8 protein-coding genes and 1 pseudogene are annotated in these 13,377 nt (G+C 34.8%); 2 read left to right on the top strand and 7 right to left on the bottom strand.

The genetic code is table 11. The features are described from left to right. Nucleotides 1-206: 206 nt before the first annotated feature. Entirely contained in the window at nt 207-1,511 is a 1,305-nt protein-coding gene (locus AC3WVZ_RS00825; protein WP_000880474.1) for a CitMHS family transporter, read from the top strand. 48 nt (nt 1,512-1,559) lie between these two features. Here the strand turns inward: AC3WVZ_RS00825 and AC3WVZ_RS00820 are convergent, their stop codons facing one another. The 7 genes and pseudogenes from AC3WVZ_RS00820 to colA all read right to left on the bottom strand — a co-directional run bounded on the left by AC3WVZ_RS00820 (nt 1,560) and on the right by colA (nt 11,569). Further along, nucleotides 1,560-2,252: a response regulator gene (locus AC3WVZ_RS00820; protein ID WP_000503461.1), complete on the bottom strand. Its 693-nt coding sequence runs from the start codon at nt 2,250-2,252 to the stop codon at nt 1,560-1,562. A 2-nt stretch (nt 2,253-2,254) separates the two neighbouring features. Continuing rightward, complete coding sequence (locus AC3WVZ_RS00815; RefSeq protein WP_002025277.1) at nt 2,255-3,862, bottom strand: ATP-binding protein; 1,608 nt, start codon at nt 3,860-3,862, stop codon at nt 2,255-2,257. A gap of 151 nt (nt 3,863-4,013) precedes the next feature. Continuing rightward, on the bottom strand, nt 4,014-4,874 hold the full coding sequence (locus tag AC3WVZ_RS00810; RefSeq protein WP_370622813.1) for a methyl-accepting chemotaxis protein: 861 nt from the start codon (nt 4,872-4,874) through the stop codon (nt 4,014-4,016). Between the two features lie 81 nt (nt 4,875-4,955). Next, nucleotides 4,956-5,990 (bottom strand): annotated as a pseudogene (locus tag AC3WVZ_RS00805) (HAMP domain-containing protein); the annotation flags it as partial. Nucleotides 5,991-6,238: 248 nt separating this feature from the next. Beyond that, nucleotides 6,239-7,807, bottom strand: coding sequence for a flotillin lipid rafts scaffold protein FloT (gene floT, locus AC3WVZ_RS00800; RefSeq protein ID WP_000155020.1), 1,569 nt, complete (start codon nt 7,805-7,807; stop codon nt 6,239-6,241). A gap of 12 nt (nt 7,808-7,819) precedes the next feature. Beyond that, complete coding sequence (locus tag AC3WVZ_RS00795) at nt 7,820-8,368, bottom strand: NfeD family protein (protein WP_233935870.1); 549 nt, start codon at nt 8,366-8,368, stop codon at nt 7,820-7,822. Nucleotides 8,369-8,671: 303 nt separating this feature from the next. Beyond that, on the bottom strand, nt 8,672-11,569 hold the full coding sequence (colA, locus tag AC3WVZ_RS00790) for a collagenase ColA (RefSeq protein ID WP_233935868.1): 2,898 nt from the start codon (nt 11,567-11,569) through the stop codon (nt 8,672-8,674). A gap of 246 nt (nt 11,570-11,815) precedes the next feature. Between colA and opuD the strand changes: the two genes are divergently transcribed. Continuing rightward, nucleotides 11,816-13,366 (top strand): glycine betaine transporter OpuD, encoded by a 1,551-nt coding sequence (gene opuD / locus AC3WVZ_RS00785; protein ID WP_233935866.1) that lies wholly within the window; start codon nt 11,816-11,818, stop codon nt 13,364-13,366. Nucleotides 13,367-13,377 lie beyond the last annotated feature (11 nt).

Below are 13,377 nucleotides of genomic sequence, written 5' to 3'. Positions count from 1 at the left end.
CCATTCTTACGAGAAGCAGCTTACTTTTTAAAAATTCAAATTAACTACCGTGAACAAAATGAACAAAATAAAAATTATGCTTCTAATGATGTTATTTTTCAAATTATTTACCATTTGAATAGATGCTTTTATTATAAATAAAAAACCTTTTTCTGAATTTTTATTCTATTTTGAAAGCGCAATCATTCTTTTGAGGGGGAAATTACATGTTAGCACTACTTGGATTTGCGATGGTATTTGTCTTTATGTTTTTAATTATGACGAAACGTATGTCAGCGCTAGTAGCATTAATATTAATTCCGAGTGTTTTTGCATTAATTGGCGGATTCTATGCCAATATGGGGCCTATGATGTTAGAGGGGATCCAAAAATTAGCACCTACTGGTATTATGCTTATGTTCGCTATTTTATATTTTGGGATTATGATTGATAGCGGTTTATTCGATCCTGTCATTAGTAAGATTTTAAAATTTGTAAAAGGAGATCCTTTAAAAATCGTTGTCGGAACGGCTATATTAACTATTATCGTTTCTCTAGATGGTGATGGTACAACAACATACATGATTACAGTTTCCGCAATGTATCCACTATATAAGCGCCTTGGAATGAACCCCCTCATATTAGCTGGAGTTGTTATGTTAGGAGCAGGGGTAACAAATCTTACACCTTGGGGTGGACCCACAGCTCGTGTTATGAGCGCACTTGGACTTGAGGCTTCCGAATTATTTACACCTCTTATTCCAGGAATGATTGCTGGTGCAATTTGGGTTGTTTTCGTTGCCTACTATCTTGGAAAAAAAGAAAGAAAACGTTTAGGAATTATGGATGTACAGTATTTAAAACAAATGCAAACAATGGATGAGCAAGCTGCAACTGTCGAAGCAGCAGTGCATAAACGCCCTAAACTTCTATGGATTAACTTTTTATTAACCGCCACATTACTTGTCTGTCTCATACTAGAAGTTATGCCATTACCTGTTTTATTTACAGTCGCTTTTGCTATCGCTGTTATGATTAACTATCCAAACTTAGAGCAACAGAAAGAACGTATTGCTTCTCATGCTGGGAATGTATTAGCAGTTGTTTCTCTCGTATTTGCTGCCGGTATTTTCACTGGTATTTTATCTGGAACAAAAATGGTAGATGCAATGGCTAACAGTGTAGTAACTCTTATACCAGATGCACTTGGACCACAATTGCCAATTATTACAGCACTTCTCAGTATGCCATTCACATTTTTCATGTCTAATGATGCATTTTACTTCGGGGTATTACCTATTTTGACGAAAGCTGCTGCTACTTACGGAATTAGTGCAGCTGAAATGGGACGCGCTTCCTTACTTGGGCAACCCGTTCACTTATTAAGTCCTCTTGTCGCTTCCACTTATTTATTGGTTGGAATGGCAAAAGTTGATTTCGGTGAACATCAACGCTTCACTTTATTGTGGGCCGTTGGAACGACAATGGTTATGTTAATTACCGGAATTGTAATTGGGATTATTCCAATATAAGATGCAAAAAAAAACAGTAGAAGGAATAAAATCCTCTACTGTTTTTTATTATGAAGAAACAAGAAAATAACGTCTCTCGGGTCTCCCAACACTTCCATATATTAGCTCTGCGTGGACCTTCTTCCCAGATATCAAATACTCTAAATAACGCCTTGCCGTTGATCGGCTTACGCCTACCATTGAACTTAGCACCTCTGCTGTAATCCCTTCTTCATTAACTGTTAACATATGCTTTTTTATTTTCGCTAAAGTTAAAGGATCTATCCCTTTCGGGGCATATTCTATTTGATCTCCCTTCACCCCTCTTTGAGACCATAAATATTCAATTTGCTCCGTAGATAATTGATTATTTTTCTTTAACTGTATAATCTTTTTTTGATAGCCTTCCAGACTTGCTTTAAATCGATCAAACATTAGTGGCTTTACGATATAATCTGTTACTCCGCCCCGCAGGGCGTGCCTCACTACATCTGTTTCCGATGCCGCTGTAATCATAATAATATCTGTATCGTGCAAATGATGCCTAATATATGTGACAAGTTCCGTTCCTTGCATATCAGGTAAGTACACATCTAATAAAACAAGCTGTGGCTTCACAAGCTCTAGCCATTCTTTCGCTTGTTCTCCAGTCGTTGCCGTTCCAATTACTTTAAATCCCTCAATTTTCTCAGTAAAACGACGATGAATGTCAGCAATCCGAATATCATCTTCTACAATTAATACTTCAATCTCCTCACCCATTACTATTCGCCTCTCTCTTTCGGTAGTGCAATAATAAATAACGCACCACCTAAATCCCCTTTTTCAATTGCAATACTTCCATTTAAATCTTCTACTAACTCTTTCACTTTTGCTAATCCATATCCTCGCTCTCCTCCTTCTTTCGTCGAAAAGCCTTTATAGAATATGCTAGTAATTATTTCATCATGAATCCCTTGCCCTGAATCTTCCACTTCAATTAATATTTCTTCTCCAATATCAGTTACAAACATCCTTACTTTCTTATCATTCTCTTCATTTTTTTCAATTGCTTCAAATGCATTCGTAATTAAATTTCCTAAAATAGAAACGACATAATTACTCTCAATATGTGGACTTAATTTTTCTAAACCACTTTCTCTATCTAGCATAAAATCAATCTTCAACTCTCGTGCTCTATTATAAAATCCAATTAAAATTCCACCTAGCCATGGATTTTGAATCCGCTTCATAATAAATTGAACAAAATCTTGATATACCGCTGTTTCCTTATGAATAAGCTCTAAAGCATCTTCGTATGATTCTAATTGAATAAGACCTGAAAGCGTATACAATAAATTATTATATTCGTGCGCTTGCGCTCGTAATGCCTCTGTATATTGCTTCGTCTGAGATAATTCTGCTGTTAACTGATCCATTTCAGATTTCAAACGTAAGCTCGATACAACGCCAGTTACTTTATTCTTTACTTTAATAGGTAGACGGTTCGCAATAACAGCCTGTCCTTTTATATTTAATTGGCGATCAAACTGTTCTTCACCAGTTTGAAGTACATCTAGTATCGTTGAATTAGGAATTACATTTAAAATAAATTCCCCAATAATATTTTGTTGTTTATCTAGCGAAAGAATATCATAAGCTGCTTGATTGACTAAACTAATCATGCCATTTTTATCGATTACAATAATCCCTTCACGTACAGATTGAATCACTGTACTATGCTCTTCATATAAAGATGAAATTTCTTCTGGTTCCATCCCGAACATCATTCTTTTTATACTTGCCGCTAAATATATAGAGCCGATTACTCCAATTAATAGCCCTATTATTGTAATCCAAAATACACGCTTTCCATACACTTCTACCGCTCCATGAATATCAGCCATTGAAAATCCAACAGACACCACACCAATGATTTCATTTTCCTGATTACGGATTGGAACTTTTCCGCGTAATGAAGGGCCTAATGATCCAGTTGCTTTCGAAACATATGATTTTCCTTCTAATAAAACGCCTTTATTATCTCCGCCAACCATTTTTTCTCCTATTTTATCTCGCTCAGGATGCGCATAACGAATCCCCTCTTTGTTTCCAACTACAATGAAGTCAGCCTCTGTATCCATTCGAATTTTTTCTGCGATTGGCTGAATAATAGAAGCTGGATTTTCTTTTTGAAAAGCTTCCTGAATTTCTGGTATCGCGGCAACTGTTTTCGCAACATGCAAAGCCCGTTTCCCAATTTGCTCTTCTACCGTTTCAGATAATATGTAATAAAATAAATAACTCGTTAGCAGAAGTACCACTAAAATAAGTGTACTAATAGTTAATGTAATTCTCGGTTGGAGTTTTAATTTTTTTAATTTCAAAACCATTCCCCTAACATGATTAAAGATAGAATTTAAAGAATATACAGTCTCTTTAATTATACTTAATCATAACACGGTTACTCTATATTTCTTTCTTTTTCTCTTCATAAAAAAAGAAACGAAGTAAAATTATTACCTCGTTTCTTAATATTTGTTATTACACTTTAAACTTACTAATCATCTCTTGTAATTCTTCTGCCATTTGTGATAAATGGACTGCTGCTGCATTTATTTCATCTACTGAAGCTAATTGTTCTTCTGAAGAACCAGCAATATTTTGAACGCTTGCTGCATTTTCTTCAATTGTAGCTGCAATTTCATTAATAGATGCACTTACTTGTTTTGCATCTACCGTCATTTGTTTTGCTACATCTACCATGCTATCAATTTGTACAACTGTATCATTTGTAGACTTCAATATTTCGGCAAAGCTTTGCTTCGTTTCATTTGCAACTACAAGTCCTGATTGTACTTCTGCTCCAACTTGATTCATAGAGCTTACTGTTTCTTTTATATCAAATTGAATCTCTTTCACTAGTTTCCCAATTTCCGTAGAAGACTGTCCTGATTGTTCTGCTAGCTTTCGCACTTCATCTGCTACAATTGCAAATCCTCTTCCTTGCTCTCCAGCTCTCGCAGCCTCAATTGCCGCATTTAACGCTAATAAATTTGTCTGTTCTGCAATATGTTGAATCACTTCAAGGATTGCTCCAATTTGTTTCGACTTATCGTCTAACAAACCAATGATTTTGTCTGACTGTGAAACAGACTCATGAATTAATTGCATTTGATTCACAGTTTGTTCAACTAACTTCCCACCATTTTCAGCTTTTTTCTTCGTATACATAGAGGCTGTAGATACTAATGAAGAACTATCTGCAACACGCTGAATTCCTTCTGTAACTTCTTCTAACAATGTTGCTCCTTCTTCAACTTCTTTCGTTTGTATTTCTGCACCACTTGATACTTGCTCTATCGCCTGTGTAATTTGTTCCGTTGCTTCGCTTGTCTGCTTCATACTAGCTGTTAATTCTTCTGAAGATGCCGCTACATGACTTGCTGAAGTGTTTATATTGGAAATGACACTTTGTAACGATGCAGCCATCTCGTTAAAACTTTCTCCTAGCTGTCCAATTTCATCTTTAGAATGAACTGTAATTGATTCTGTTAAATCACCTTCACTAATCTTCTTCGATGATATGACAAGTTGTTTTAACGGTTTAATAATAGACGCAATTATGAAGTAAATTACAATCCCACCGATTATTAGTGAAATTCCAAGAACAGTTACTGTTTTATAGAAAATAGGTTCAGCCGCTTCGATAATTTCTTTGGAAGGCATAATTCCTGCTATTTTCCACCCAGTTTTCTTATTCGTTTTAAAAGTGATATTGCGATCTTCACCATCTAATGAATAATGAAAATCCCCAGCTTCCTGTTTATACAATTCTTTACTAAGTTTCTCTTCTAATTTCTCTCCTGGCTTCATTTTCGGGTGCGCTACTACATTTTTATCTTGATCAAATATCGCTACATATCCTTCCTTACCAATATTAACCATCTTGGAAGTAGTAACAATATTATTAATGATTAAGTCAATCCCAAGAACTCCACTTTTATCCTCGTTTTGTTTTGCTAGTGTAATAACAATATTCCCTGTCGTTTTTGACTTATATGGAGCAGTTACAATTACCTCTCCACTTTTCTTCACGGCCTCTTTATACCAATCTCTTTCTGTAGGATTATATCCATCTGGCATCTGAATAGCTGGTGATTGAATGAACTGTCCATTACCAGATCCTGTATAGATTGCTTCCATTTCTGGATGCAGTTTATTGTATTCTTCTAGTTTATTTTGTATGTTTTGAATTTGATCTGCGTGGTAACTTGATTGTGTGAATAATTTCGTAAAATAAGTTGCATCTACTTTTTTACTATCCAATTCTTTATTAATTACATTATCCAAAATTTTTATATTATCTTTCGCCGAGTTTAAAATCGTTTCATTAAAATTCGTCTTCGCCTGTTGATAAGACGTCCAACCAATTACAATACTTGGAAGAATTAAAATAATAATAAATGATACAAGTAACTTTGTTTTTAAACTACTACTCCTTAATTTCCCTTGAAACATACTTCTACCCCTCCATACCGTTTTAAATGTAATTAATTAACATTTAATCTTTCTATAAAAATAATACGATTTAAATGTATCAATGAGACTCTCTATCTTTTTATACATCTAAAGAATTGATACATATCTTTTTCATTCTATATAAATTAAATAATTAAAACAATGTATAAAAATGTATATTATTCGAAATATTATAATTCATAGGAGAACCTCTAGTATTTCACTTACTAGAGGTTCTTTCCACCTTACTATTCTTTATCTACTTCTTTTTTCTTATCTTCTACTACAGATACAACAGGTTTATCACTTGATAATTGTTGCACTGCTCCTTTTCCTGCAAATCCTTCTAATAGCTCTTTTAAGTCAATTCCAGAAGAAGCCTTTAACGTTTCTTGCATCGTTGCCATTAAATCAGTCGCATAGCCCGCAACTTTTCCGGCCCCGCTATTTTTACCACCGCCGCCTGTATCGACAACTGTGATTTTATCAATATTACTAAGCGGACTTGCAACTTCCTTCGCATAACTTGGAAGCATTTTAAGAACCATATCCATAATTGCCGCTTGACCATATAATTCAAATGCTTCAGCAATTTTTTGTTTCGCTTCTGCTTCTGCTAAACCTTTTAATCTAATAACATCTGCCTCTGCTGTTCCTTGCGCTTTTTGTACTTCCGCTTTCGCTTGACCTTGCGCTTTTTCGATTTCCGCCTTCGCTAAACCTTCCACACGTACTTCTTCCGCACGAGCTCTCGCTTCAGCTTCAATCTTATATTGATCCGCATCTGCCTTTTTAATTTGTTTTACTTTTTCTGCTTCTGCTGATTGCTCAACAGCATAACGATCTGCATCTGCTTTTTTCTTAACTTCTGCATCGTATTGCTTTTCACGACGCGCAATCTCTTTTTCTTCTAACTCGATTTGCTTTTCACGCTCAATGATTTTAACGCGCATTTGCTCTTCTGTAACACCTTGTTGTGCTTTCGCTTGTTGTAATTCGTAAGAAAGATCCGCATCTGCACGTGCTTGCTCTTGTTCTCTCTTATAGGACTGTACTTTTAATTCTTTATGTTTTTCAGCTTCAGCGATTTGTGCATCACGTTGATATTCTGCTTCTTTTGCCTCTTTTTCAGCACGTGCTTTTTCAATACGTGCTTCTTTTTCACGCTCTGCATTTGCAATTGTTGCATCACGCTTAACTGTCGCAATTTGCGGCTGACCAAGCGCATCTAAGTATCCGTTTTTATCCATTATTTCTTTAATTGTGAAAGAAACAATGCGAAGTCCCATCTTCTTTAAATCTGTAGAAGCTACTTCATGTACCTTTTGAGCAAATTGCTCTCTATTACTATACGCATCCTCTACTGTCATAGAAGATAAGATTGCACGTAAGTGACCTTCTAAAACCTCTTTTGCTTCTACTTTTAACTCTTCTGTTTCTTTTCCTAAATATTGCTCAGCTGCAGTAGATACTTCTTCAATTGTAGAACCTACTTTAATAATAGAAACACCATTTACTGTAACTGGAACACCTTGCTTCGTATACGTATCACGTGTACCAACTTCTAATTTGTAGTTTAATAGGCTTAAAGGCTCTGCTCTTTGCATAATTGGAACTACGAAAGTACCGCCCCCGCGGATAATCTTAATCTTCTTTCCATCATCAGTGGTAACAACATTCTTTCCTCCACCAAGCCAGTTCCCTGTAACAATTAACGCTTCATCTGGACCAACCGTACGATACTTCGTAATGAATACTAAAATGAGTAGAATTAAAATTGCCAGTAAAACTCCACCGATAATTAATGGAATCGTCATGTAAATTCCCCCTTATAATTTTGGTTTTTTTAAAGAATAAGCGATGTTTTGTACAAGTAAAACACCATCTTGGACTCCCTCGATAATAACCTCTGTTCCTTGCGAAATATCTTTTTTTCCAACAGTTTTAGCTGGGATTGCATTACTTCCAAATTGGGATAAAATTAATACTTCACCAAATCCTTCTGTAGGAATTGTCGTAATGACTTCTCCTTTGCAACCGATAAATTCATCCATACGTTGCATCGTATTTTGTTCTGCTTCTGCAATCGGTTTTAAAATTAGTATTTTCATGATGAAAACACCGAGAAAAGATATAGCAAATGCAGCCCCGAAAATAGTAATACTATTAAAGGAAAATAAGTACTCTCCTATATAACTAAGCCCACATAACATGGCGAAGAAACTAAGTAATAAAGTAACAACGGATACAGATCCGCCCCCAAAACTAAATATCGATTCAAATATATCTCCAAAGAAGATATAAATAACAGTGAGTATAGTAGCAATAATAAATCCATATAAATAAATTGTTTCAAGTGGATAACCAAACAAGACCATTTCTTATCCCCCTTTCTTAAACAATCCCTTTTTTGTTATGTGTATGCCCCACCTCTTTCAAAGATTATAGTTCTTAATTTTCAGTTATTTACTTTTTAAAGAAAAGCCTGTAAAACAGGCCCCTAAAAAAGAACAGGAGAAACCTATTGTGACAGGCTCCTCCTAGAAAATAACCGATATATTATATATCTATATAATATACTATTTTCCACAAAAAGTAAAGTTAAACATACATTGGAAAATCACTTATTTTCCCCCGATTGGTGTGGGCTAATAATCATTGGGGAATGAATGATTAAAGTTTCACTTTACTGATAATGAGTACGTTCCATCGCCATTATCATATTTATATACATACAAGTAATACTTGCCTGGTTTTGCATTAAATTTCGCTTCTATATGATTCCCATTGGCTTGACCGTAAGCTGCATAATTTTGCATATTTGATTCATGGTGAAGTACCCATGTCATCCCAATTCCATACTCATTTAAAACAGAAATGTCGATATCTTTCGCTGATGCTACATTAAATGTATAAACATCAGTGTGGTCCTCGCCAATAAGACTACCTTTTATCGTACTATTTAGCCCGATACGATTTGCTTCCTCTGGACGATTATTTGGTTCTGATTCTGTTAAACTTCCATCTTTAATCGTAACAGTTGTTTCGCTTCTGCTCTCTTTTCCCTTATCATCTTTTACTCTTAACGATACTTTATAAGAACCTTCTCTTTCATATACATGTACTGGATTCACTTCTGCACTTGTGCTTCCATCTCCAAATTCCCATAAATAAGAAACAATTTTTCCATCTTCATCGTTTGAGCCATCACTTTTAAATTGAATTCCCTCTTTTACAAGACCGCTATAAGGGCCATTTATATTAACCGTTGGAGCTTTATTTTCTCCATCATCTTTTGCGATTCCATGGAAGACTACATCATATTCAAATTCATTTGAGCTATTCACACGATAATTGACGAAGTATGCTGTAACAGTTTTGTAGCCACTCCATTCTTTTTGCGCCAATTGTTCTAAAGATTCATTTACTCTTTTACTCATTGCTTTCCAATCTTCTGATTCACCTTTTGTGACACTACCTGTATACGTACCTTCTAATGTAAATGTATTAAAGAATTGAGAATTATGTTTTGTCATTTTTGTATCATTCATAGGCAACGTATCACTAATTTCTTTTTTCACTTCAGTTAACGATTTCGGTGCATGTTCAGCTAAATAATCATCTGCTACTTCCGGTACATTATATTTATCTTGATTATCAATTAACTGCTGCATATACTCTTGATACTCTTTATTTAACTTAGGATCTTTACTTAGATTTTCACGATATGCATCATAATTTTTCACGTCATTCGCACGAATCAAATCTTGAATTTTATCAAATGTTTCAAACTGATGCGTATATAAGTAAGACTGCAATGCGAACGAGTAATTATAGAAATCCCAAGAACCGTATTTAGCAAATAGTGTACGCTCTGCTGTATAACGGCTTGCAGGATCAGATGATAATCCGCTAATTATACTCTTTCTTGGTACAACGTTATTCGTACGAGTAGATCCTGCGAAAAACTCTGCATTTCCTTCTTGGAACCAAGTTAGCCTTTCATTTTGATACATATCTCCTCTTCCAAATAAACCAGGAACTTCATATCTCCCTTGCAGATAATGAGTAAATTCATGACGGAATAACTCTTCTAAACTATAAATACTTTGCTCTGGTGTACGCTCATATGTAAAGAATGTACCTGTCTCTTCAATATAAATTCCACCGTTGTTTGTTTCATATCCATACAATTGTCTATTTAACTGATATTCATCTGGACTATTATAAATTACGATCGTTAATACATCATCCGCATTTCCTGGCTCTAACGCTTTGTCATTTCCAATTACACGGTGATACTGTGCCTTTACTTCCTTCGCAGCCCAATATAGTCTCTTAATTTTTTCTTCTGATACTTTATCTCCTGTTTTGAACACAATTGATCCATCGTCGAATGTATACGTTTTTGGTAAGTATTGCTCTTTTCCTTCTTTACGTATTTTCTCTAAATCTACTGTATTCCCGCTATAATCTTTACCATTATAATTTGTTGTAATTTGTTCTACCGCAACAAAATACGGTTCACTTAAGCGCGGGTACATATGCATTGCTTGTGTAACAACCTCTAATCCTTTATTTGGATTGCTATGAAACTTCCCTAAACGGCTAGCAAAATAAATTCCATTATTAACGAGCCATTTATTTTCTGACGTTACTTCATTTAGAAGAGCAATACGATTTATTTCATTAATAAACCCATCTACTTTTCCATACCACATCGTTTCATTCGCTTCTTTACGAGCCTCAGTTAAGTACGACTGTATATCATAGTCAATACCTTGCATAATATCGTATATTGCTTGTCCCTTCATTCGATCATTTACATAAGTAGTATAATTATCATTGTATTGCTTTAAAATATTCGATGCGTATTGAACCGTTTCAACATCGCTTGAAGCATTACTAATTAATTTACCGTATGCAGATACGACTGTATCTTGTTCAACTGTACCAAGCTTAAAGTTTGGATTTTTTGCGATTGCTTTTAAAGCAGGTAAACATTTATCCTGGAAGCTTCTTTCATTTAAGTCGCTTAATTCACTATTATAAAATGCAAGATAAAAAGCTGAACGCAGCACTTCAGTAAACGTTTGAATTCCTTTTGAATCATCTTTCGTAAATGTACTACCTCTATGAGCTAATTCATCTATAATGACTTGCATTTTTCCTTTATCTTTATAAAAAGCCTTTGCATCTTCATTAAACTGGAATAAGTCTGTAATTTGGTGCCATTTAATACTGCCTAACGTTTCAACTAATTCTTGGTCATTCATTTTGTTTAAATCAGCCATTGAATAGCTTTCTTTAACCTGCTTTACTGCAGTTTTCTTCGTAATAGATGCTGGTCGCTGTGAAAAATCTCCTACTTTTAAACGTTCTTGAAATGATAAAGTTTCATCAACTTTTGAAATATGTCCAACTTCATCTACCGACTTTTCAATTCCAACCGGTTTCGTTTTTAACACGTTATACGGTACTTTTTCTTCCGCTGCTGCATGAGTTTGAAGTGCGCCTAACGATAAAGCCATTGTACTAATGCTAAGCATCACTTTATTGATCTTTGATTTCTTGTTCATATCCTGACCCCCTATTTTAATATTCCATTCAAGAATTTAACATAAAATCTGGATGTAACAATATAAAATGCAATATTTCATATTATTTCTTCCTATAATTTGTACATATCGTGAACGCATTGCTCTTTACCTCCCTAAAACAAATTGCATCCTTTCACATTATAAAAAGGGAATTTTTTGACAATTAAAAACTTAATTGTTATGATTATTATAATTGTTAACTTTATTAAATAAGGGTGGGATTCTATGATAAAAAAAGAAAACAGTGTATTTTATATCTCCTTCTTGCTAACAACATTATTCATTATATGGGGAATTACCCCAGCAAGTTGGATACAAGGCTACGATTTACAAAGTGTTACATCTTCTTTAAACTCATTTATCCTCAATAAATTTGGATGGTTTTACTCTCTACTTATGACTACAATGATTATTTTGGCTGCTTATTTAGCATTTTCCAAGTACGGTTCTATTCGTCTCGGTAAAGATGGAGAAAAGCCAAAATATAATTATCCATCTTGGCTATCCATGTTGTTTGGGGCAGGAATGGGAATTGGACTCCTCTTTTATGGAATCGCTGAACCGATTTCACATTTTACAGATCCGTTAACAGGAAAAGCAGGTACAGAAGAAAGCGCCAAACTCGCTATGCAATATTCATTTTTCCACTGGGGACTCTTTCCGTGGTCACTATACGCAATGGTCGCTTTAACAATTGCATATTTCACATTCCGCAAACAAAAAGGTAGCACTATCGGGGCTACAGTTACTCCATTATTTAATCGATCGAAAAATTCTCGTATTGGAAAAACAGTTGATATTCTAGCTGTTTTAGCCACAGTATTTGGCATTGTACCATCTGTTGGGATTGGTGCTCAACAAATTGCTGGAGGATTAAGCTATTTATTCCCTTCCATTCATAACACTTTACTTACTCAGCTCGTACTTATAGCTATCTTCGCTGTTTTATATTTAACAAGTGCACAAACTGGCTTAGATCGTGGGATTAAATATTTGAGTAACTTGAATTTCTCTCTTGCAGGTATTTTACTCATCTCTTTCTTACTTTTAGGACCAACTGTATTTATTATGAAATATTTCACATCTACACTCGGTTCTTATATCGGCGCTTTACCTAGTATGGGATTAAATTTAGGAGCATTTAGTGAAAAATCTTCTTCTTGGATTGAAAACTGGACTATTTTCTATTGGGGATGGTGGATCTCTTGGTCTCCATTCGTCGGCACATTTATCGCACGTATTTCTAAAGGACGCACAATAAAAGAATTTATTTTTGGAGTTGTATTAGTCCCAACTCTTATCTGTACATTTTGGTTTGCAGTATTTGGTGGTACCGCAATTCATATGGAAATGTTCCAATCGCTTGGAATAGCTGATGAAATTGCAAAAAATGGTACAGAGATTGGATTATTTGCTGTTATTTCACATCTACCATTCTCTACATTTTTAACGATTATCGGGTTAATTTTAGTAGCCACATTTTTCGTTACTTCTGCCGATTCAGCAACATTTGTTGTTTCCATGCAAACGAGTAACGGAAGCTTATCACCGAAAAATAGTTTAAAACTTATATGGGGATTAACAATCGCGATAATTGCCGCTATTTTATTACAAGCTGGAGGATTAAATGCACTACAAATCGCAGCTATCATCGCAGCACTACCATTTTCTATCGTAGTCGTTCTTATGGTCATTTCGCTCTTTAAGGAGCTGCGAAAAGAAGATGTTAATTTGCAAACAAAAGAAGTATCTCAAAAAATAAAAAAGGTTATGTAACGATTAGCACC

The organism is Bacillus sp. CPT56D-587-MTF (genome assembly GCF_058792335.1).
Note: the sequence above shows the minus strand (reverse complement) of the source record. Positions and strands in the feature narration are given on the sequence as shown.